The 21,950-nt window shown below is 70.9% G+C and carries 23 protein-coding genes; 9 read left to right on the top strand and 14 right to left on the bottom strand.

The window, feature by feature from the left end; translation table 11 throughout:
• The 5 genes from IE200_RS00540 to IE200_RS00560 all read right to left on the bottom strand — a co-directional run bounded on the left by IE200_RS00540 (position 1) and on the right by IE200_RS00560 (position 4,925).
• A complete protein-coding gene (locus IE200_RS00540; protein WP_191277417.1) occupies positions 1-849 on the bottom strand; it encodes a sulfurtransferase in 849 nt (282 codons plus the stop codon).
• Positions 850-939: 90 nt separating this feature from the next.
• On the bottom strand, positions 940-1,410 hold the full coding sequence (locus IE200_RS00545) for a DUF4395 domain-containing protein (protein ID WP_191277418.1): 471 nt from the start codon (positions 1,408-1,410) through the stop codon (positions 940-942).
• Between the two features lie 287 nt (positions 1,411-1,697).
• Positions 1,698-2,192 carry a TlpA family protein disulfide reductase gene (locus IE200_RS00550; protein ID WP_191277419.1) on the bottom strand — a complete coding sequence of 165 codons (495 nt, stop codon included), beginning with the start codon at positions 2,190-2,192 and terminating at the stop codon, positions 1,698-1,700.
• A 113-nt stretch (positions 2,193-2,305) separates the two neighbouring features.
• Positions 2,306-4,432: a carboxypeptidase-like regulatory domain-containing protein gene (locus IE200_RS20980; RefSeq protein WP_191277420.1), complete on the bottom strand. Its 2,127-nt coding sequence runs from the start codon at positions 4,430-4,432 to the stop codon at positions 2,306-2,308.
• A gap of 196 nt (positions 4,433-4,628) precedes the next feature.
• Entirely contained in the window at positions 4,629-4,925 is a 297-nt protein-coding gene (locus IE200_RS00560) for a MoaD/ThiS family protein (RefSeq protein WP_191277421.1), read from the bottom strand.
• 45 nt (positions 4,926-4,970) lie between these two features.
• Here IE200_RS00560 and IE200_RS00565 point away from each other — a divergent pair, with 45 nt between their 5' ends.
• Positions 4,971-5,693, top strand: a complete 723-nt coding sequence (locus tag IE200_RS00565; protein WP_191277422.1) for a winged helix-turn-helix transcriptional regulator — start codon at positions 4,971-4,973, stop codon at positions 5,691-5,693.
• 31 nt (positions 5,694-5,724) lie between these two features.
• Complete coding sequence (gene mshD, locus IE200_RS00570) at positions 5,725-6,540, top strand: mycothiol synthase (RefSeq protein ID WP_191277423.1); 816 nt, start codon at positions 5,725-5,727, stop codon at positions 6,538-6,540.
• 151 nt (positions 6,541-6,691) lie between these two features.
• On the opposite strand, the gene ygfZ is transcribed toward mshD, so the two are convergent.
• The 3 genes from ygfZ to IE200_RS00585 are packed head-to-tail and all read right to left on the bottom strand — an operon-like array spanning position 6,692 to position 8,608.
• Complete coding sequence (gene ygfZ / locus IE200_RS00575; protein ID WP_191277424.1) at positions 6,692-7,627, bottom strand: CAF17-like 4Fe-4S cluster assembly/insertion protein YgfZ; 936 nt, start codon at positions 7,625-7,627, stop codon at positions 6,692-6,694.
• A 9-nt stretch (positions 7,628-7,636) separates the two neighbouring features.
• Positions 7,637-8,101 (bottom strand): Fur family transcriptional regulator, encoded by a 465-nt coding sequence (locus tag IE200_RS00580; protein ID WP_191277425.1) that lies wholly within the window; start codon positions 8,099-8,101, stop codon positions 7,637-7,639.
• Between the two features lie 12 nt (positions 8,102-8,113).
• On the bottom strand, positions 8,114-8,608 hold the full coding sequence (locus tag IE200_RS00585) for an FABP family protein (protein WP_191277426.1): 495 nt from the start codon (positions 8,606-8,608) through the stop codon (positions 8,114-8,116).
• 22 nt (positions 8,609-8,630) lie between these two features.
• Here IE200_RS00585 and IE200_RS00590 point away from each other — a divergent pair, with 22 nt between their 5' ends.
• The 7 genes from IE200_RS00590 to IE200_RS00620 all read left to right on the top strand — a co-directional run bounded on the left by IE200_RS00590 (position 8,631) and on the right by IE200_RS00620 (position 15,376).
• Entirely contained in the window at positions 8,631-8,993 is a 363-nt protein-coding gene (locus tag IE200_RS00590) for a DsrE family protein (protein ID WP_191277427.1), read from the top strand.
• Positions 8,994-9,033: 40 nt separating this feature from the next.
• Positions 9,034-10,410 (top strand): hypothetical protein, encoded by a 1,377-nt coding sequence (locus IE200_RS00595; RefSeq protein ID WP_191277428.1) that lies wholly within the window; start codon positions 9,034-9,036, stop codon positions 10,408-10,410.
• A gap of 32 nt (positions 10,411-10,442) precedes the next feature.
• Positions 10,443-11,018, top strand: coding sequence for a hypothetical protein (locus IE200_RS00600; protein WP_191277429.1), 576 nt, complete (start codon positions 10,443-10,445; stop codon positions 11,016-11,018).
• Positions 11,015-11,407, top strand: coding sequence for a hypothetical protein (locus IE200_RS00605; protein WP_191277430.1), 393 nt, complete (start codon positions 11,015-11,017; stop codon positions 11,405-11,407). The genes IE200_RS00600 and IE200_RS00605 overlap by 4 nt, the downstream gene beginning before the upstream one ends.
• A 55-nt stretch (positions 11,408-11,462) precedes the next feature.
• Entirely contained in the window at positions 11,463-13,640 is a 2,178-nt protein-coding gene (locus IE200_RS00610) for an RNA degradosome polyphosphate kinase (protein ID WP_191277431.1), read from the top strand.
• 117 nt (positions 13,641-13,757) lie between these two features.
• Positions 13,758-14,375: a DUF47 domain-containing protein gene (locus tag IE200_RS00615; RefSeq protein WP_191277432.1), complete on the top strand. Its 618-nt coding sequence runs from the start codon at positions 13,758-13,760 to the stop codon at positions 14,373-14,375.
• Positions 14,376-14,380: 5 nt separating this feature from the next.
• Positions 14,381-15,376 (top strand): inorganic phosphate transporter, encoded by a 996-nt coding sequence (locus IE200_RS00620; RefSeq protein WP_191277433.1) that lies wholly within the window; start codon positions 14,381-14,383, stop codon positions 15,374-15,376.
• A gap of 144 nt (positions 15,377-15,520) precedes the next feature.
• On the opposite strand, the gene IE200_RS00625 is transcribed toward IE200_RS00620, so the two are convergent.
• From IE200_RS00625 to IE200_RS00650, 6 genes are all read right to left on the bottom strand, one after another.
• Complete coding sequence (locus tag IE200_RS00625; RefSeq protein WP_191277434.1) at positions 15,521-16,594, bottom strand: hypothetical protein; 1,074 nt, start codon at positions 16,592-16,594, stop codon at positions 15,521-15,523.
• Positions 16,595-16,812: 218 nt separating this feature from the next.
• A complete protein-coding gene (pstB, locus tag IE200_RS00630) occupies positions 16,813-17,592 on the bottom strand; it encodes a phosphate ABC transporter ATP-binding protein PstB (RefSeq protein WP_191277435.1) in 780 nt (259 codons plus the stop codon).
• Between the two features lie 32 nt (positions 17,593-17,624).
• Complete coding sequence (gene pstA, locus IE200_RS00635; protein WP_191277436.1) at positions 17,625-18,698, bottom strand: phosphate ABC transporter permease PstA; 1,074 nt, start codon at positions 18,696-18,698, stop codon at positions 17,625-17,627.
• 1 nt (position 18,699) lies between these two features.
• A complete protein-coding gene (pstC, locus tag IE200_RS00640) occupies positions 18,700-19,632 on the bottom strand; it encodes a phosphate ABC transporter permease subunit PstC (protein WP_191277437.1) in 933 nt (310 codons plus the stop codon).
• Between the two features lie 105 nt (positions 19,633-19,737).
• Positions 19,738-20,850, bottom strand: coding sequence for a phosphate ABC transporter substrate-binding protein PstS (gene pstS / locus IE200_RS00645; protein ID WP_191277438.1), 1,113 nt, complete (start codon positions 20,848-20,850; stop codon positions 19,738-19,740).
• Between the two features lie 218 nt (positions 20,851-21,068).
• Positions 21,069-21,926, bottom strand: coding sequence for an NUDIX hydrolase (locus IE200_RS00650; protein WP_191277439.1), 858 nt, complete (start codon positions 21,924-21,926; stop codon positions 21,069-21,071).
• Positions 21,927-21,950: the final 24 nt, after the last annotated feature.

Below are 21,950 nucleotides of genomic sequence, written 5' to 3' on the forward strand. Positions count from 1 at the left end.
TCAGGCCTCCCCGGGCTCGTCGCCGAGGGTGATCGGCACGCCGACGAGCGAGCCGTACTCGGTCCACGAGCCGTCGTAGTTCTTGACGTTCTGGTGCCCGAGCAGCTCCTTGAGCACGAACCAGGTGAGCGAGGAGCGCTCGCCGATCCGGCACAGCGCGATGGTGTCCTTGGAGTCGTCGATACCGACCTCGGCGTAGAGCGCCTTGAGCTCGTCGTCGGACTTGAAGGTGCCGTCGTCGTTGCAGTTCTTGCTCCACGGGACGTTGAGCGACGTCGGGACGTGACCGGCGCGCTGCGACTGCTCCTGCGGGAGGTGGGCCGGGGCGAGCAGGCGGCCGGCGTACTCGTCGGGGCTCCGCACGTCGATCAGGTTCTTCACGCCGATGGCGGCAACCGTCTCGTCACGGAACGCACGGATGGAGTGGTCCTGCTCGGTCGCGGTGTAGCTGGTCTTCTCGCGCGTGGGCAGCGCGTCGGTCAGCTCGCGGGAGTCGAGCTCCCACTTCTTGCGGCCGCCGTCGAGGAGCTTGACGTCGGAGTGGCCGTAGAGCTTGAAGTACCAGTAGGCGTAGGCGGCGAACCAGTTGTTGTTGCCGCCGTAGAGCACGACGGTGTCGTCGTTGGACACCCCGCGCTCGGACAGCAGCGCCTCGAACTGCTCCTTGTCGACGAAGTCGCGGCGGACCTGGTCCTGGAGGTCGGTGGTCCAGTCGAGCTTGATGGCGCCACGGATGTGGCCCTTGTCGTAGGCGGTGGTGTCCTCGTCGACCTCGATGAGGACGATGCCGTCGGTGTCGAGGTTGTCCTCGACCCACTGGGCGGTGACGAGCGAGTTCTCGCGGCTCATGGTGGATGTGCTCCTAGTTCTTGGTGGATCTTCGGTGTCAGGGACTGGTTTCGAGGCTCGCTGCGCTCGCACCTCAACCAGCGGAAAGGGTCAGACGGTGGCGATGAAGCGGCGGACGAGCAGGTAGACCTCGCATCCCAGGCAGAAGGCGAAGGCCGCGTTGAGCAGGGCGGCGAGCAGGGCGAAGCCGACCGCGACCTGACCGACGACGGTCGCGCCGGACAGCAGCGCGACCAGGCCGACGAGCGCGAAGGCCAGGCCGACGGCCTGCGCGAAGCGGGGCGGCTCCGGGGCCTCCCACTCGACGGGCGGGCCCAGTCGCGGGCGCACGAGCGTGCGGAACAGCCAGGCGTGGGGCGTGGCCTGCACCCCGCGTACGGCGCCGATCGCGAACAGCACCGCCTGCACGGCGAGCAGCGCCACCCCGTACGGAGCGGGCAGCAGCAGCACGGCCACGAGCACGACCGCCGTGAGGGCGGCTGCGAGCTGGGGGCCGCGCGGGTCGATGGCCCCGTCCGGGCGGACGCCGGACGCGGCGCGGGGGGTGGTGATGGTGGACATGTCTCTCCTGAGGTCGGTCGGCACAGCACGGGGCCGGACGCACCGGGACGTGACCCGGCGCAGGGTCCCAACCGAGGAGCACGCCTCCAGCGGGTCGCTGGAGGGCAGGGGCTCAGGCGAGCGGTGGGACCGCTACGACATTCGACACAGCGCCGAGCGCACGCGGCAGTGGTCGACTGCGCGGCGCTTGGTGAGCATGGTCGAGGACATGACGACGACAGTAGGCCGTCGGCGTCGGACGCTGCTCATCAGTCTCACGATGTGGGCCATGCATCCATATCCTGAGATCAGACCGACGCCAGCGCCGTCAGGACCTGGTCGCGGGTCGGGGCGCCGCTCGCGCGGGTGACCTCGGCGCCGCGGGCGTCCAGGACGATCGTGGTGGGGGTGCGCAGCACGCCGAAGGTGCGCGTCGCGTCGAGGTGGTGCTCGGCGTCGACCTCGACGTGGGCCACCCCCTCGACGAGGCCGGTCACCTCGCCGAGGACCCGGCGGGTCGCACGGCACGGCGCGCAGAAGGCGCTGGAGAACTGCAGGAGCGTGGCGCGCTCGCCCAGCGTGGCGCCGACGGCCGCGACGAGCTCGGCGCCGGGGGGTCTCGTGACGGGCGCTGGGGCGCCCTCCTCGACCAGCGACCGAGGGGCGCCCTCCTCGACCCGCGGTCCGACCTGCCCCCGTACGGCGTGGGTGCCGCGGAAGCGGCCGTCGGTCGCGGCCCGCCACAGGCCGAAGGCCAGGGCGAGCACGACGGCGGCGAGGGCGATCCAGGCTCCGGTGCTCACACCCGGCCAACGACCGCGGTCGGCGGATTTGTTCCGGGTCGCCCGGGACGGAGCGAGGCCCCAGGAGGGATCCTGGGGCCTCGCGTGGTGCTGGCGGAACGGTGACGCAGGGGTCAGCGCTTGAGCTTGACCTTCTTCATGATGTCGCCGGAGCCGACCTTGCCCTTGCCCTTGATGCGCAGCACGAGCTTGTGCTTGCCCTTGCCGAGGGGCTTCTTGAGGGTGGCGGTGCCGGCACCGTCCTTGACCTTGCCCTTGCCGATCTTCTTCAGCTTGAGCTCGCCGTCGGCGCGCTTGCCCCTGACCTCGTAGACCACGACCGTGGCGTCGGTCTTCTTGGCCTTGAGCGGCTTGGCCTTGATGGTGAGACGGATCTTCTTGCCCGCGACCGTCGCCTTGACCTTCGGCTTGTAGCCGACCTTGGCCGTGGTCTTGGTGATCGCCTGGCCCTGGGCGAAGCCGGCGTCGTTGGTGACGCGGCCGGTGACCTTCTTGCCCCGGTAGGACTTGGTGAGCTTGAGCGACGGCCCGGTCGCGACGACCGTGTTGCCGACGAGCCACTCGTAGGTGAACCGCGAGGAGTCCTCGGTGTTCCACGCGCCCTTGTCGAGGCGGACGGTCTTGCCGACCCAGGCGTTGCCCTTCACCTCGGGACGCTCGACGGCCTTGACCTCCTTGCCCAGTGCGGCGGAGATGCCGGTGACGACCTGGCCCGGCTTCACCGTGATGGTGACGGCCTTGTCGGGAGTGGCGTTCTTCCACCACTCGGCGACGTGGTCGACGGCCGAGAAGCGCACCGTGTAGGTGCCGGCCCACAGCGAGCGCTGGTCATAGCTGCCGTCGGCGAGCACCTCGTCGGCAGCGCCGAACCGCTCCTTGCCCGAGCCGTAGAACGTCACGCCCGCGCCGTCGGGGCGACCGCCGGCCTCGCTGGTGACCGCGCCGCTCACGCCACCCGCGACGGGCAGGTTGACGTCGAGCGTGCGCGGGGCCGCGGTGATCGCGGCAGCCGTGGCGTAGCCGTGCTTGTCGCCCGACCACGTCGTACGACGGGCGAAGTCGCCGTCCTCGCGCGGACCCTCGCCCACGACCTGGATCTTGAACTCGGTCTCACCGGGGATCCGGTCGAGCTGCGAGAAGTGGTACGCGCCGGCGCGGTTGCTGAAGGTCGAGGCGATGGGCTTGGCGGCCTTCGGGTCGGCCGGCGTGTCCCAGAGCCTGATCTCGTAGCCGATGCCGACGTTGCCGAGCTCGTCGCGCACGGTGCCGCTCACGTCGACGCCGGTGGGGGCGGCGGCCGGAGCGGCGGCGAGCGCGGCGTCGATCCCGGTCACGGCCTGGCCCGGAGCGACCGTCACGAGGTTGGCGGGCGTGCCGGAGCTCAGCGGCACGTTGTTCCAGCGCTCGCCGACGAACTCGCCGATCGGGTCGGTGAAGGTGACGGTGTTCTCACCCGTGCGGACGCTCTCGATCGTGTACGCGCCGTTGGCGTCGGTGTAGTCACAGGTGTAGTCGGTGACACACGCCTTGGCCCGCTGGATCGGGGCTCCGGCCTCGGTGGTGACGCGACCGGAGATGGACCCGGCGGGCGCGAGGGCCACGGTGCCGATGTCGGCGCCGGCCGCCGTGGGCGTCACGACGTCCGCGGCGGCGTACGTCGCCTTGTCGTTGAACCACTCCCCGGCGAGGGGCTTGCCGGTCGAGGGGTCGTTGCCCGAGACGAAGACCTTGACCGACGCGGCGGACGTGGCGACGCGGAAGTTGCCCGACGTCTCGATCTCGCCATAGGCGACGGCGTAGCCGGTGGAGGTGTCGCGGACCTCGACGGAGCCGTAGCGCACCACGCGCCCGTCGGCGGTGCGGACGGCGCCGACCACGCTCGGGAGGCGGTCGATGGTCCAGGGCGCCAGCGTCTGCGCGGTCCCGGCGACGGTGACGACGTCGGCGGTCGCGAGGTCGGGCTTGTCCCGGTAGTACTCGGGCGTGAGCTCCTCGTAGAAGTCGTCGTCGGAGTTGGTGAACCCGAGCTTGTAGGCGCCGTCGTCGAGCGGGATGTCGAACGTCCCCGCCTGGGTGTCGTAGGAGCCGACCTCGGCGCCCGCGGCCGTGTAGACGGTGATGGTGCCGTCGACGTAGTTGCCGGCAGCGTCGATCGTGCTCCCGCTGACCATCACGGCGGCGTTGGCGGGCGTGGCCGAGACCACGCCCAGTGCTGCCGCGGCGAGCGCGCCCGCTGCCACGACCGAAGTGAGGCGCCTGCGCGCCCCAGACCCAGCTTGCATCCTGGTTCCCCCTAGGTATTCGTCATCTGCATGGAGCCGCGCGAACCCACCGGCGACACGACTGTGTCGCCGACCGGCACGTCCCCCGTGCGGAGCCATGGGACTCCGAACAGGTGCATCATGTCCCGCTCGCGGCCCGCGCAAACCAGCGGGCTCAGCCACCCGCGAAGGGCGGCAGCAGCTCGACGACGGCTCCCGGGCGTACGACGACCGACGCGGGGTCCTGCGAGCGGACCGGCTGGTCGCCGAGCAGCACCGAGCAGACGGCGACCGTACGGGCCATCTGATCGCCCGGGTGGCGCTCGAGGACCCGCTCGACGACCTCGGCGAGGGTCAGCTCGCCGGCCGCGTCGAAGACGTCCTCCGCCGTGCCGGCCGCGGCCCGGGCGCCCGCCCAGTAGCGCACGGTGACCGTCTCACCCTCGTGATCGCGACCAGTGTCGACACCCATGCGGGATATCCTTCCTCATCCCCGGTGGACGAGGAGGCCAGCCCCATGAGCGCACTGCTGCTGCTCACGAGCGCGCTGCAGCCCTCGGCCGAGGTGCTGCCCGGCCTCGCGCTGCTGTCCCACTCGGTCAAGATCGTGCCCGCCCAGGGCAGCGCGCTGCTCGACGCCCCCGACTCCGACCTGGTCCTCGTCGACGGCCGCCAGGACCTCGCCGCCGCGCGCGACCTGTGCCGGCTGATCCGCACCACCGGCACCGACGCCCCGGTGCTGCTGATCGTCACCGAGGGCGGCCTGGCCGTCGTCGCGCACGACTGGGGCATGGACGACGTGGTCCTGCACACCTGCGGGCCCGCCGAGCTCGACGCCCGGATCCGGCTCGCGATCGGACGCGCCGGCGCGGCTTCCCCGGACGACCCCTCCGCGCACGTCATCCACCGCGGGGAGGTGGTGGTCGACGACGCGACCTACACCGCACGCATCGGCGGGCGCCCGCTCGACCTGACCTACAAGGAGTTCGAGCTCCTCAAGTACCTCGCCCAGCACCCCGGCCGGGTCTTCAGCCGCGAGCAGCTGCTGCAGGAGGTCTGGGGCTACGACTACTTCGGCGGCACCCGCACCGTCGACGTCCACGTGCGCCGGCTGCGCGCCAAGCTCGGCACCGAGCACGAGCACCACATCGGCACCGTCCGCAACGTCGGCTACCGCTTCGTGGTGCCCTCGCGCGACAAGGACGCCGAGGCGCCGACCCGTACGACCAGCGACGCCTGAGCCCGCCCACGCCAGGGCTAGGGTCCTCGCCATGAGCGCCACCACCGACCTCGTCGAGCAGGTCGCCGCCGAGGCGACGGTCGCCGACGGAGCCGACCCCCTCGACGAGGCGACCCGGATCGCCCTGGCCGACGGGGCCGCCGAGGTGGTGGCCGAGGACGACGCCTTCGCGCTCCTGCACGACGGGGACCTGTCGCTCGTCGTACGCCCCTCCGCGCGGCGCCGCGGCCTCGGCTCCGCCCTGCTCGGCAGGGTCGAGGAGTCGTACGCCGGGCAGCTGGTCGCCTGGTCGCACGGCAACCACCCGGCGGCCGCGCGCCTCGCCGCCACCCACGGCTGGGAGCGGGTGCGCGACCTGTGGGTGATGCGCCGCCCGGCCGCCCGCGAGCTGCCGCCGCTGGAGCCGCCGGCCGGGGTGACGATCCGCGGCTACCGCGACGGCGACGCCGCCGACGTCGTGGCGATCAACGCCGCCGCGTTCGCCGACCACCCCGAGCAGGGCGCGATGGACCTCGACAACCTCGCCCGCCGGATGGCCGAGCCGTGGTTCGACCCCGCCGGGCTGCTGGTCGCGGAGGACGCCTCGGGGATCCTCGGCTTCCACTGGACCAAGCAGCACGACGCGCGGCTCGGCGAGGTCTACGTCGTGGGGGTCTCCCCCGCCGCGCAGGGGCGCGGCCTCGGGAAGGTGCTCACCCTCGCGGGCCTCCACCACCTCGCCGGGCTCGGCGTGGACGAGGTGCTGCTCTACGTCGAGTCCGACAACGCCCCGGCGGTCGCGGTCTACTCCCGCCTCGGGTTCGAGCACGCCGACGCCGACACGCACGTCCAGTACCGCCGCGGCTGACCGTCCGCCGGCCGGGAGGAGGTCCTCGTCCCGCCCCCCGCGGTAGTTAGGGACGTTCTGGTAGGCGAACCGGCCGGATCCCCTACCAAAACGTCCCTAACTACGCCTGATCCGGGCGGGCGGCCGCCCGCGGTCCTCGCGAAGTCGGCCGTCAGCGCAGGGGGCGTACGTGCAGCCCGACCTCGGGGTCGACCACGACCTCCTGGGCGGCCGGCATCTCGTCGACGGTGAGGGTGGCGTCCACCGGCACGTTGCGCTTGACCAGCGCGAGGGCGATGGGGCCGAGCTCGTGGTGGCGCGCGCTCGAGCCGACGAAGCCGACGTCGCGCCCCTCGTACGACACGGGGGAGCCGGCGGGCGGGAGCCGGTTCTCCGAGCCGTCGAGGTGCAGCAGCACCAGCCGGCGCGGTGGTCGGCCGAGGGTGTGCACCCGGGCGACGGTCTCCTGGCCGCGGTAGCAGCCCTTGTCGAGGTGGACTGCCGAGCCGATCCAGCCGACCTCGTTGGGGATGGTGCGGTGGTCGGTGTCGATCCCGAGCCGCGGCTCGCCGCGTTCGATGCGCAGCGCCTCGAACGCCCAGAGCCCGCAGGCGGGACCGGCCGCCTCGGCGTACGCCTCCAGCCGGTCGCGGGGCACGAGGTCGTAGCGGCCGGCGCCCTCCCCCGGTCGCCACATCACGGCGAGGTCGTCGACGAGCGAGATCTCGACGCGGGTCATGAACTTCATCCGCTCCAGCCACTCGACCAGCGCGGCACCGGCGCCGGGTTCGGTGTGCGCGGTGAAGGCCTCCCCGTCGTCGACACCGGCGAACGCGTGCTCGACGTGGCCCTGCGGGCTCAGCACCAGCGCCTGCGTCCACGTGCCGGGGGCGAGACCCTCGAAGAACTGGGTGGTGAGGCTGTGCAGCCACGACAGCCGGTCGGGACCGGCGATCCGCAGCACGTCGCGGTGCGACAGGTCGACGAATCCGTCGCCGCCGGCGAGGCTGCGCTGCTCGGTGTTGAACGAGCCGTAGTGGGCGGCCACCGGGGCGTCGATGCCGTCGCCGGCGACGGCCCCGGGAAGGGTGAGGAGGGGGCTGGCCATGCCTCGAGTCTAGGTCGGTTGCCCGCGCCTGCCGGTTTCCCGGATACCCGGGGATCGCGACGACGAGGCGGCGCAGTCGGCGCACGTGCCGAAGACCGCCAGGTGGCCCACGTCGACGGAGAACCCGTCCTCGCCCAGCGCCGCGACGAGGGGCGCGACGAGGTCGGGGTCGTAGGAGCGTACGGAGTGGCAGCGGCGGCACACGACGTGGACGTGCTCGTGCTCGAGGGTGGAGTGGTACGTCGGCGCGCGGTCGCTGAGGTGGGTGTGGCGCACCAGCCCGAGCTCCTCGAGGACCTCGAGCGTGCGGTAGACCGTCGAGGCGTTGACCGAGCTCGCCTGCGCGCGCACGTGGACGAGGACCTCGTCGGGCGTGGCGTGGCGCAGCTCCTCGACGGCGCGCAGGATCAGCTCGCGCTGCGGGGTCAGCCGCAGGCCCTTCTCGCGCAGCCGGCTCGCCAGGTCGTCGCTCATCGGCCCTCCGGGTCAGGCGCGCTTGAGCCGCGCCCAGGTGTGGGGCTGGAGCTCCTGGCCGACGGCGGCCATGTCGTAGGCGTAGAGCAGGTCGCCCTCGACGTTGCCGTACATCCGGGAGCCGGCCGTGACCTCCTTGGCGGTCTCGGTGAAGGAGACGCCGGCGGTGTGCATCTCGAGCTTGCCGCCCTCGGCCGCGCCGTACCAGACCTCCGAGAAGCCGATGTTGTGGGCGAGCAGCAGCTCGACCTTGCCGGGCTCGGGGCAGCGCAGGAACCCGGTCTCCATCGCGGCGTCGCGGACGAACTCGCCGTCCTCGTCCTCGATCCAGGCGCGCGACATGTAGTGGAAGAACGGCCGCCCGTCGTGGGTGAAGATCAGCTCCTGGCCGAAGTGGAACTTCTCGATCGTCGGGTAGTCACCGTGGCCGTTGCCGCGCCAGGTGCCGAGCAGCCACGCGACGGGGCCGCAGTTGGGGTGCAGGTTGTCGGGCAGCTCGAAGGGCATGGGCCCACTCTAGTGTTGGGGCATGGCTCGCCCACTGGTCCTCAAGGTCACCTGCGGCGCCGAGGACGCCGAGCGCTGCAACCAGGGCTTCACGGTCGCCGCCGCTGCCGCCGCCTCCGGCGCCGACGTCTCCCTCTGGCTGACCGGTGAGGCCGCGTGGTTCGGCGTCCCGGGGCGCGCGGAGGAGTTCGCGCTCGACCTCGCCACGCCGCTCGAGGCGCTGATGGCCGCGGTCCTCACCAGCGGGACGATCACCGTGTGCTCGCAGTGCGCGGCCCGTCGCGGGATCGTCGCGGACGACCTGCGCGAGGGCGTAAGGATCGCGGGCGCGGCCGTGTTCGCCGAGCAGGTCCTCGGTGAGGGCGTCCAGGCGCTCGTGTACTGATCCGGGTTTGGCGGGGCCTGTCACGGGGCACGGTGGAGCCATGGGGGGCACGCTGACGATCGACTGGGACAACCTCGACTCGCTGCTGGGCGCGATGGTCGAGGTGGGTCTGCAGTCGAAGGAGATCGACACCTACTTCCAGGAGCACGTCGTCAACACGGTGGGGCTCGACTACCCCTCGTGCGCGCTCAAGCCGATCGGCGACGTGCTGCCCGAGCTGGGCACGGCGTTCAAGGACGCCCGGCGCTACTACCAGCGCCGCTGGGTGGAGGTCATCCACGCCCTGGCCACCAGCGCCAACGACCTGAACCGGGTCGACCGCGAGATCGACCTCGATCTGCGTGCGTACGCCAGCGGGCTGGACGCGATGCCCGACACCACGATCTCGGTCAAGCTCTTCGAGCCGAGCGCCCTGACCCTCGACGACCCGGCCGAGGGCGAGCCGCAGCTCAAGCACAACCAGGCGTGGGAGACGACCTCCGACGGGTACGACGCGACGCGCGACGCCATCAACGCGGGCATCGACTTCATCAACGGTCTCGGCGCGCCCGGCGTCGACCTCCCGCGTCTGCCGGAGAAGTCGCTCGAGGACTACATCGTCTACCCGCTCGCCGGGAACTACCGCCTCCTCGGGACCAACGCGGACTCCTGCCTGAACGCCGCCACGGCGTTCCGCGACTGGTCGCTCAACTTCGGCCGGCTGGCACTCAAGACGCAGTACTGCCTGACCGGTTCGACCGCCGACTCCTTCACCGCGCACGTCGGGCTGTACGGCGTGGTGATGCGTGCCGTGGGCGAGGCGGTCGGCCAGGGCGCCTCGGTGTTCCAGGCGATCAGCATGACGTCGGAGAAGATCGCCGTCGCAGTGGAGAACGCGCTGGTCAAGATGGCCACCAAGCTGTCCAAGCTGGCCGCCAAGCTGAGCAGCAAGCTCAGCCCGATCGGGTGGTTGGTGTTCGCCAAGGAGGTCGTGGAGAAGGGCTTCGGCGCGGTCTCCGACATCTACGACGACATCATGGACTGCAAGCAGATCATCGAGGCCTGCTTCGACCTGGTCGACACGATCGAGGCGTGGGCCCGGGCGATGCGCGACTCCCTCGCCGTCATGGAGAAGGTCCGCGACATGGTGCGGCAGCTCCCCACGACCGACCCCGACGGCGGGCTCGGCGGCATGCCGCCTGTCGACCTCCCCGACGTGGAGAAGAACCTCGGCGAGATCACCGTGGAGATCACCGACTCGAGCGAGCAGGACTCCGCCCTCGACGACAAGCTCGAGGACCTCGAGGGACAGGCCGAGGAGCACACGGACGACGAGGACGAGGAGGAGGACGACGATGGACCGGTCATCATGGCCCCTGGACCCATCGGGGAGCCACCCTACGGAGGCGACCCGAGCACGACCCCGATGATGGCGTGACCCCTTCCCCTCTCGATCCCTGGAGGCCCCTGGTGCCCCGACAGCTGCTCGCCCTCCTGACGACCGCCGTCCTGCTCTCCGGGTGCGGCGCCGAGGACGACGACCCGGCACGGCCCTCCCCCGAGTCCGCGTCCGAGTCCGCGTCCGAATCCCCCTGCCTGGTCACGGCCGAGCAGCTCACCGAGATCACCGGCGTGGAGCAGACGCTGTCGGAGACGGGTGCCCCACCGCTCGACCCGGACGACGACCCCGTGGAGGAGGTCTCCTGCGGCACCACGCTCGACGAGCGCGAGGTGAAGATCAGCTGGCAGGTCGGTGGTGCTGACCTCACCGTCGGAGGCCCGATCACCCATGACGAGCTGCGCATCTACGTCGAGCAGGGCGACGCGGAGGTCACGGAGGCCGAGGTCGGGGCAGCCGAGCCCGCCTGGGTCGGCACACGGAGCGAGCTGGGCTTCTCCTGGGCGACCGCGGCGGCCGTCGCGGGCGACTCGCGCCTGGTCGTCGAGGTGGTGGGCGACGACGAGACCACCGACGTCAGCCAGGCTCGCGCGGAGGTCGTGGCGGTCACCGAAGCCCTCGTCGAGGCCGTGGGAGACCGAGCGTGACCCCGCTGGAGTTCTTCGACGCCTCCGCCCCGGCGGTGGACCCGCCGAGCACGACCGAGGTGCTCACCGAGCTCGGCTCGCGCACCGCGGAGCAGGAGCTCCTCGCGGCGCTCGACCACCTCGACGACCTCGTCACGGCCGCGTCCGAGCGCGACCGCGCCGACCCGGTCCCCGAGGAGCTCGTGGCCGTCCTGCACGAGCTGACCGGCGCCGACTGCGCGCCCCTCACGTGGCGCTCGCTCAACCGCAGGGTCCGCGACGGGCTCACCACCTGGCAGGCGTTCTGGGCCGAACCGGGTGCCGAGCCGGACGGCGTACGTCTCGCGCACGAGGTGCTGCGTCGATCCGGCACCGCCCTGGGGTCCGCGCTGGACACCCGCGCCCGCTGAGACCGGCGCGCCCGGAGGTCACCCGGCGTTCACCTTCCGGTGCCAGACTTGGGTCATGAACGACCCGGCCACCCTCACCAGCGCTGTCTCGCCGTCGGTCGACGAGGGCCCGGTGTCCGAGCCGTTCGGCCATCCGAGCGACACCTTCGACGTCGAGCCGCCGTACACGCCTGACGCCGCGGCGATCGAGGCGGTGCAGAAGTTCGAGGACCGGTTCATCGACCGGGAGATCTCCTGGGTGCGCTTCAACCAGCGCGTCCTCGAGCTCGCCGAGGACCCCGCGCTGCCGCTGCTCGAGCGGGTCCGCTTCCTGGCCATCTTCGCCAGCAACCTCGACGAGTTCTTCATGGTGCGGGTGGCGGGCCTCAAGCGCCGGATCGCGGCGGGAGTCGCCGTACGCGCGGCCAGCGGCCTGATGCCGCGCGAGCAGCTCGAGCAGCTGTGGGCCGCCAGCCGCGACCTGATGGAGCGCCACGCGCGGGCGCTGGTCGACCTGCTGCCCGAGCTCGGCGACCACGGCATCCAGATCGTGCGGTGGGAGGGCCTCGACCGCGAGGAGCAGAAGGTCTGCAAGAAGCTCTTCAAGGAGCGGATCTTCCCCGTCCTCACGCCGCTGGCCGTCGACCCGGCGCACCCGTTCCCCTACATCTCCGGGCTCTCGCTCAACCTCGCCGTCGTCGTGCGCCACCCCAAGACCGGCACCGAGCACTTCGCGCGGGTCAAGGTGCCGCCGACCTTCGGTCGCTTCGTCGGCCTGGGCAACCAGCGCTTCGTCCCCATCGAGGACGTCATCGGCGAGCACCTCAAGAAGCTCTTCCCCGGCATGGACGTCCTCGGCGCGCACACCTTCCGGGTCACCCGCAACGAGGACCTCGAGGTCGAGGAGGACGACGCCGAGAACCTCCTCAAGGCGCTCGAGAAGGAGCTGCTGCGGCGCCGCTTCGGCCCGCCCGTACGCCTCGAGGTCGAGCAGTCGATGGACCCCAAGGTCCTCGAGCTGCTGGTCTCCGAGCTGGGCGTGGGCCGCGACGAGGTGGTCTCGCTGCCCGGCCCGCTCGACCTCACCGGCCTGCACTCGATCGCCGACCTGCCGCGCGACGACCTCAAGTACGCCGCGTTCCTGCCGACCACGCACCCGAGCCTCGCCGAGGTCGAGTCGTCGTCGCCCGTCGACGTCTTCGACTCGGTCGCGCGCCACGACGTGCTGCTGCACCACCCGTACGACTCGTTCGCCACGTCGGTGCAGCGCTTCCTCGAGCAGGCGGCCGCCGACCCGCACGTGCTCGCGATCAAGCAGACCCTCTACCGCACGTCCGGCGACAGCCCGATCATCGAGGCGCTCATCGACGCCGCCGAGGCCGGCAAGCAGGTCCTGGTCGTGGTGGAGATCAAGGCGCGCTTCGACGAGCAGGCCAACATCCGCTGGGCCCGCAAGCTCGAGCAGGCCGGCTGCCACGTCGTCTACGGCCTGGTCGGGCTCAAGACCCACTGCAAGCTCTCGATGGTGGTGCGCGACGAGCCCGAGGGCATCCGCCGCTACGTCCACCTCGGCACCGGCAACTACAACCCCAAGACCGCCCGGGTCTACGAGGACCTCGGCCTGCTGACGTCCAACCCGGAGATCGGCGAGGACGTCGCGCTGCTCTTCAACAACCTCTCCGGCATCAGCCGCAACCGCACGTACGACCACCTGCTCGTCGCCCCGCACAGCGTGCGCGACGGGCTGGTCGCGCAGATCCACCAGGAGATCGCCCACCACCAGGCCGGCCGGCCGGCGGGGATCCGGATCAAGGCCAACTCGGTGGTCGACGAGGCGGTCATCGACGCGCTCTACCTCGCCTCGCAGGAAGGGGTGCGGGTCGAGCTGCTGATCCGCGGCATCTGCGCCCTGCGCCCCGGCGTGCCCGGCCTGTCCGAGACGGTGCGGGTGCGCTCGATCCTGGGCCGCTTCCTCGAGCACAGCCGGATCTTCTGGTTCGACAACGGCGGCGAGCCCGCGGCGTGGATCGGCTCGGCCGACATGATGCACCGCAACCTCGACCGCCGCGTCGAGGTGCTCGTACGTCTCGGCGACCCGCAGGTCGTGGCGCAGGTGGCGGCGCTGCTCGACCTCGCGCTCGACCCCGCCACCACCGCGTGGGAGCTCGACTCGGCCGCCGACTGGCACCTGCACCACGGCGAGCGGCACCTGCACGACGAGCTCATCGCCCGTCAGCGCACGCGCCGGCGCTGAGCCGCGCGTCACGCCCCGCGCGCGACACGCTGGGCGACGTACGCGACAACTTGCGCCGTCGGGCGGCTTGCCCCCACCATGAACCACGGTTCATCCGCCCCCCGTTCGGAGTTCACCGTGCGTTTGAAGTTCCGCCCCGTCGACAGCTCGTTCTACGACCTCTTCAGCGAGGCAGCCAACCACCTCGTCGTCGGCTCCCAGCTGCTGAGCGAGATGCTGTCCACCGGCAGCTCCAAGGCAGAGATCGCCCAGCGCATGCGCGAGGCCGAGCACGCCGCCGACGAGACCACCCACTCGATCATCCGGCGGGTGAACAGCACGTTCGTCACGCCGTTCGACCGCGAGGACATCTACCACCTCGCCTCGGCGCTCGACGACGTCATGGACATGATGGACGAGGCCGTCGACCTCGTCCTGCTCTACGAGGTCACCACGCTGCCCGCCGAGACCACCCACCAGGTGGAGGTGCTGCAGCGCTGCGCCGAGCTCACCGCCGCGGCCATGCCGTCGCTGGAGTCCATGGGCAAGCTCGACGAGTACTGGATCGAGATCAACCGTCTCGAGAACACCGGTGACAAGTCCTACCGGCGGATCCTGGCCAACTTGTTCAGCGGTGACTACGAGGCCCTCGAGGTCCTGAAGCTCAAGGACATCGTCGAGTCCCTCGAGGGGGCGATCGATGCCTTCGAGAAGGTCGCCAACATCGTGGAGCAGATCGCCGTCAAGGAGTCGTAAGACTGATGGAGATCGGCATCGTCATTGCCGTCGTCGTCGTTGCCCTGGTGTTCGACTACACCAACGGCTTCCACGACGCGGCCAACGCAATCGCCACGTCCGTCTCGACGGGCGCGCTCAAGCCGCGCGTCGCACTCGCGATGGCGGCGATCATGAACTTCGTCGGCGCGTTCCTCGGGCAGAAGGTCGCCCAGACCGTGTCCGAGACGATCGACCCCGGGACCGGCACCCATGCGCTCGTGATCGTGATGGCCGGCCTCCTCGGGGCCATCACGTGGAACATGATCACCTGGTACTACGGCCTGCCCTCGTCGTCCTCGCACGCCCTCATCGGCGGGCTGGTCGGCGCCGCGGTCGCCGCCGGCGCCACCGCCAACTGGGACGTCGTGCTGGAGAAGGTCGTCATCCCGATGTTCGTCTCCCCGATCGTCGCCTTCTCGCTCGGCTTCGGGCTGATGGTCGTCATCATGTGGGTCTTCCGCAACGCCAACCCGGGCCGCGCCAACCGCGGCTTCAAGATCGCGCAGACGATCTCCGCCGCCGCGATGGCGCTCGGCCACGGCCTGCAGGACGCCCAGAAGACGATGGGCGTGATCTTCCTGGCGCTGCTCGCGGGCGGCTACGTCACCGCCTCGGACCCGCTCCCGCTGTGGGTGATCATCGCCGCCGCGGCCGCCATCTCGGCCGGCACCTACTCCGGCGGCTGGCGCATCATGCGTACGCTCGGCCGACGGATCATCCACCTCGACCCGCCGCGCGGCTTCGCCGCCGAGGCCGTCGCCGCGTCCGTGCTCTACACCACGGCGTACGGCTTCAGCGCGCCGATCTCGACCACCCACACCATCACCTCCGCGGTCATGGGCGTGGGCGCCACCAAGCGGCTCTCCGCCGTGCGCTGGGGCGTCGCGAAGTCGATCCTCACCGCGTGGGTGCTGACCTTCCCGGCCGCGGCCCTCGCCGCCGCGATCTGCTACTGGATCGCGCACATCTTCCTGCCCTGACCGTCGCGGCTCGGCCCGGGCTCCTCCCGCCGCCCGTCCTATCGCTCGGTAGTTAGGGACGTTCTGGTAGGTGGACCCGGCGTCCGGCCTACCGAAACGTCCCTAACTACCGCGCGCACCGGGAAGACGCCCAAAGGTCGGCGGTCACGCCGCCGGCCGGTACCCGAGCAGTCGGGTCCGCTGTGCCGCTGTGAGCTGCCGCCGCTGCTCCACCGTGAAGGTGGGGGTCCACCACGACGGCGGTTCCGTCCGCCACCGCCGTTGCCCCGGCGCTCGCCGCCCCGCGCGGGCGTACGCCTCATCCAGCCGCGCCACGAACGGGCCACGGTCCCCCAGGTCACCCGCCATCATGGTCACGCCCTCGAGACCGAGCGCGCGGTAGGCAGCCTCCTTGGCGACGTCCTCGTGCCGGACCGTCCCCGTCAGGTGGAGCGCGCCGTCGTACATGCCGTAGACGCCGGCTTCTGGATCGACGAGATCGGGAGTGCCGACGAAGCGACCGTCCAGGGTGAACACCGGACGATTGGCGAGGGGTCGGGGATGTCCGGCGCGACACCAGGTCAGGCGCATGAGGGGCTCGGTGGGCGACCAGCTGTTCTCCTCGAGGTGCGGGAGGAGCGCGCGCACCCTCGGCACGCCTTGGCGAACCCAGAGCGTCGAGTCGACGAACTCGGCGAGCTCTGCGATGGACACCAGGTCGTGCAGCGCCGCGAGCTCGAAGGCGACCGCGGCCGCTTCGTCGCTGGGCGCCTTCCTCATCTCGTGGGCGACGCTCCACAGCGGGGACGTCACCCGGATGCCGCGGACGCGTCGGATCGTGCCGGGCGGGAGGATCTCCTGGCTCACGCTGAGCCCGGCCCGGGGGCGCACCGCATGGCGGTCGCCGACCGCGATCGACACGGGGAGGGGCTGCAGGTCACGCCCCGTACCCTCGAACCACGAAGCGCCCTGCCAGCGCAGTGCAGCCCATCCCGTCACCGCGCCGTACGCCGGCAGGCATGCGGCGGCCTCGACGATGCGCTGCTCCGGGCTGGCCGGCACGTCGGCGGGTACCCACAGGCCCCGCGCCGTACGCCGGAACGCGCCCGACCGCGTCTGCCATGCCGTCGGCCCGTCCGCGTCGCCGCGCCGCGACGGCCACACCAATCCGGCAGGCACCCCCTCACGCGGGCCGAGACCTCGCAGGGGCCCTGCTCCCGGGACGTACTCCTCGTTCATCACCGCACGATCGCGGAGCGAGAGCATGTCGTCCTGCGGTCATCCACAGGACGTCGTGAAGCCCTTCGTCAGGCGCCTCCTGTGGACGGAAATTGGCTGTCGGCTAAGCGCCTCCGTACGGGCGTAGTTAGGGACGTTCTGGTAGGTCGAACCCCCACTTCACCTACCGGAACGTCCCTAACTACCCAGCTTCCCCAGGGCGAGCCAGGGCGAGAGGCTCACCCGAAGCGGCCGGAGATGTACGCCTCGGTCGACTCGTTGTCGGGGTTGGCGAACATCTTCTGCGTCGAGTTGAACTCCACGAGGTGGCCGGGCTGCCCGGCGGCCTTGAGGTTGAAGAAGCCGGTCTCGTCGGAGACGCGGGCGGCCTGCTGCATGTTGTGGGTGACGATGACGATCGTGTAGTCGGACTTCAGCTCGTGGATGAGGTCCTCGATCGCCGAGGTCGAGATCGGGTCGAGCGCCGAGCACGGCTCGTCCATCAGCAGCACCTGCGGCTCGACCGCGATCGCGCGGGCGATGCAGAGGCGCTGCTGCTGGCCGCCGGAGAGGCCCATGCCGGGCTTGCCGAGGCGGTCCTTGACCTCGTTCCAGAGGTTCGCGCCCTTGAGCGAGCGCTCGACGATGTCGTCGGCCTCGGACTTCTTCATCTTCTTGGCGTTCAGGCGGTTGCCGGCGAGGACGTTCTCGTAGATCGACATCGTCGGGAACGGGTTGGGTCGCTGGAAGACCATGCCGATCTGGCGGCGGACCTCGACCGGGTCGACCTGGTCGCCGTAGAGGTCCTGCCCCTCGACCACGACCTTGCCCTCCACGCGAGCCCCGGGGATGACCTCGTGCATCCGGTTCAGCGAGCGCAGGAAGGTCGACTTGCCGCAGCCCGAGGGACCGATGAAGGCGGTCACCGAGCGGGCGCGGATGGTCATGCTGACGTCCTCGACGGCCTTGAAGTCGCCGTAGTAGATGTCGAGGTTGGACACGTCGATGCTCTTGGCCATAACAGATTCTCTCGTCTTTCAGCGGTCTCGGGTCAGCGGCCGGTCTTGGGCGCGAAGTAGCGGCTGATGAAGCGCGCCAGGATGTTGAGCGCCATCACGATGGCGATCAGGACCAGGGCGGCGCCCCACGCGCGCTCCTGCCCGAACTCCGGCGGGATGCCCGGCTGCATGTAGGAGTAGTAGATGTAGACCGGCAGGGTCGCCATGCGCTCGGCGAAGGCGTTGAAGTTCACCGAGTCGGTGTCGCCGGCGATGATCAGCAGGGGCGCGGTCTCGCCAGCCACCCGGGCGACGGCGAGCGTCACGCCGGTGACGATGCCGGCCATCGCGGTGGGCAGCACCACCTTGGTGATGGTGCGCCACTTCGGCACGCCCAGTGCGTACGACGCCTCGCGCAGCTCGTCGGGCACGAGCTTGAGCATCTCCTCGGTCGAGCGCACCACGATCGGGATCATCAGCACCGACAGCGCCACCGCGCCGCCGATGCCCATCCGGACGCCCGGCCCGAAGAACAGCACGAACAGCGCGTACGCGAAGAGCCCCGCGACGATCGAGGGGATGCCGGTCATGACGTCGACGAGGAAGGTGACGACGCGTGCGATGCGGCTGCCGGCGCCGTACTCGATGAGGTAGACGCCGGCCATCACGCCGATCGGCACCGAGATGAGCGCGGCGCACGCGGTGACGATGACCGTGCCGATGATGGCGTGGTAGATGCCGCCACCCTCGCCGACGACGTTGCGCATGGAGTAGGTGAAGAACTCGGCCGACAGCACGGGCACGCCGTTGCTGATCACCTGCCACATGAGGGTGCCGAGCGGGATCATCGCGAGCCCGAAGCCGGCCCACACGAGCGCGGCGGCGAGCCGGTCCTGCGCCTTGCGCGAGCCCTCGACCGCGGACGACCAGGTCGGCAGGGCCACCACGAAGATCACCACGGCGATCAGCACCATGGGCGCCAGGCCCCAGCCGAGCAGCAACCCGGGGAGTGCGGCGGCCGCGACGGCGACGACGGCCACGAGGAGCGGCGCCCACGAGGGCAGCTGCGGTCGGGTGAGCGGGATGCTCGCGGGGGCGGCCGCGACCCGGTCCTGGGTGGATGTCATGTCAGCGCCCCTCCTTGATCTGGCCGCGGGCCGCGATGAGGCGACCGAGGAAGTTGACGACGAAGGTGATGAGGAACAGCACCAGGCCGCTGAAGATGAGCACGTTGACCTTGATCCCCGACGCCTCCGGGAAGCCGAGCGCGATGTTGGCGGCGATCGTCGAGGGGTTGACCGAGGAGATCAGGTTGAAGGTGACGACGCCGGTGGCCGAGAGCACCATGGCCACGGCCATCGTCTCGCCCAGCGCGCGACCGAGGCCGAGCATGACCGCCGAGATCATCCCGGAGCGGCCGTAGGGAAAGACCGTCATCCGGATCATCTCCCAGCGCGTCGCGCCGAGCGCGAGCGCGGCCTCCTGGTGGAGGGTCGGCGTCTGGGAGAAGATCTCGCGGCAGATCGCCGTGATGATCGGCAGCGCCATCACGGCGAGGACCACGCTCGCGGTCAGGATCGTACGCCCGGAGCCGGACGCGGGGCCCTCGAAGAACGGCAGGAAGCCCAGGTTGTCCTCGAGCCACCCGTACGACGTGCCGAGGCGCGGACCGAGGAACTCGATGCCCCACAGGCCGTAGACGACCGACGGCACCGCGGCCAGCAGGTCGATGAGGTAGCCGATCGGCTTGGCCAGCCGGCGGGGCGCGTAGTGGGAGATCACCAGCGCCAGCCCGATCGACAGCGGCGCCGCCATCAGGATCGCCAGGAAGGCCGCGAGCAGCGTGCCGAAGACCAGCGGCCAGACGTAGAGGACGATGTTGTCCTTGCCGCCGAGGGCTCCCGGCTCGGCCTGGAGGGCCGGCATCCCCTCGAGGGTGAGGAAGACGGCCACGCCCGCCAGGGCGACGAGGATCAGCACCGCCGCTGCGGTCGCGAGTGCCTTGAAGACGGCGTCGCCACGTCGGCTCGTCGTCGGACGCTCGAGCTGTACGGCTGTCACGCAGGTGTTCCTTCCGGTGTGGGGCCACGATCGGCCCCGGGTGTCACGCAAGGGGATCCCGTCGACGGACGTCGACGGGATCCCCCGGCAGTCAGTGCTGGTCTATCACTCCGCCGAGATGGCGTCGACGATCGCGATGGCCTCCTCCGCGAGGCTCGGGGCGAGCGGGGCGGAGCCGGCCTGCTCGGCCGCCACCTGCTGGCCCTCGTCGCTGACGATGTAGCTCAGGTAGCCCTTGACCAGGTCGGCGGTCTCCTGGTCCTCGTAGGTCTGGCAGGCGATCAGGTAGGACGTCAGGACGATCGGGTAGACGCCGGCTTCGTCGGTCTCGTAGTCGAGGTCGAACGCCATGTCGACGTCGGGACGGCCCTCGACCCGCGGGGAGACCTCGAGGATCTTGGCCGCGGCCTCGGGGGTGGGCGCCACGAACTCGTCGCCGACCTGGACCGAGGCGACGCCGAGGTCGCCGGCCTGGCTGGCGTCGGCGTAGCCGATCGTGTTGGTGCCGTTGGTCACCGCCGCCACGACGCCCGAGGTGCCGTTGCCGCCCTCACCGGCGTCGATCGGCCACTCGCCGACCTCGCCGTGCGGCCAGGCGTCGGGCACGACGGTGCCGAGGAAGTTGGTGAAGTTCTCCGTGGTGCCCGACTCGTCGGAGCGGTGCACGGCGGTGATCGACTCGTCGGGGAGCTCGACGCCCTCGTTGAGCTCGGCGATGGCCGGGTCGCTCCAGTTGGTGATCTCGTCGTTGAAGATCTGGGCGATGACCTCGGGGCTCAGGTTGAGCTCGTCGACGCCCTCGACGTTGTAGATGACGGCGATGGGCGAGACGTAGTTGGGGATCTCGATCGGGTCGCCGCCGCACTGCTCGGCCGCGGCGGAGAGCTCGCCCTCGTCGTCGGTGAGGTAGGAGTCGGAGCCCGCGAAGGGGAAGCCGCCGGCGGTGAACTGCTCGCGGCCGCCGCCGGAGCCGATCGGGTCGTAGTTGACCGTCACGTCGGGGTTGGCCTCCTGGAAGCCGGCGCGCCAGGCGTTCTGCGCGGCCTCCTGCGAGGAGGCGCCGCCGCCGGAGAGGGTGCCGGACAGGCCGCTGGACTCGCCGTCGCCCGAGGCGGCCGAGCCGGTCTCGTTGGCCGCACCACAGGCGGAGAGCGTCACGGCGAGGGCGAGGGCAGCGGCGCCCGGGACGATGGCCGCGCGGAAGGAAGTGCGATTCACTTCAGGTGCTCCTGAGGATGTCTGGATGGACGTCTGATGAATGCTGACGACGATGAAGGTAGGCACGTCAGGAGAACGAGCACGGCGCCGTCGGTGAACGGGCGGTGAACTCGGCCGGACCGGTTGGCATCACCCGTCCGGGCGTGAGACGACGATCACATGAACTCGGCCGGGCGCCCTTGACGCGTGGGCCCGGCGAGCCCTACAAGCCCGGCGGGTCAGGGCTGGAGCACCTCGGAGGCGAGGACGCGACCCTTGCGGTGGTGGACCACCAGCATGCCGGCGGGCTCCAGCTTGACCTCGGGCACGCCGATCGCGTCGAGGACCGTCGGCAGAACGGGCCTGTGGGTGCAGAGCACGGCCCCCTCCCCGGCCTCGAGCAGCGCGTCGACGAGGTCGACCACGCCCTCGGTCGTCGCCCCCTCCTCGCTGAGCTCGTCGTAGAGCTTCATCGGCCAGCCGGTCACGTCGACGTAGGGCGTCACCGTCTGCACGCACCGGGTGCTGGACGAGGAGTGCACGGCCGTCACGTCGAAGGCGGCCAGCAGCGGCACCAACCGCTGGGCCTGCGCCTCGCCGAGCTGCACGAGCGGACGCAGGCGGTCGTCCTTCCGCCACCCGCCCCGCGAGCGCGCCTTGCCGTGGCGCAGCACCACCAGCGCTCGCGACCGCCGCCGTACGGGTCGCGCCTCGGCCAGCGTGTCGCGGTCGTAGTCGTAGGTGAGCCGGCGCGCCGCGTCCTTCCACGGCACCCACTCGACGGCGTCGATCTCGGCGTTGGGGCGGTAGCCCGAGACGTCGTCGCTGCCGACGACGCGGGCGGTCCAGTAGTCGACGGCCTTCCAGCGGCCGTTGGACTGCCGGTAGCGCTGGGTGTCCAGCGCAGGTCCCAGGCGTACGTCGAGACCGGTCTCCTCGGCCACCTCGCGCACCGCCGCGGTGACGGTGTGCTCGCCCGGGTCGAGCTTGCCCTTGGGGAAGGACCAGTCGTCGTACTTGGGCCGGTGCACGAGCAGCACCTCGCCGCCCTTGCGGGTCACCACGGCACCGGCAGCGCGCACGTCGCGGGGCTCCATGGAAGTAGTGTCACACCCACCCCG

It is taken from the genome of Nocardioides flavus (ex Wang et al. 2016) (assembly GCF_014653115.1).
GTDB classification, from domain to species: Bacteria; Actinomycetota; Actinomycetes; order Propionibacteriales; family Nocardioidaceae; genus Nocardioides; species Nocardioides flavus.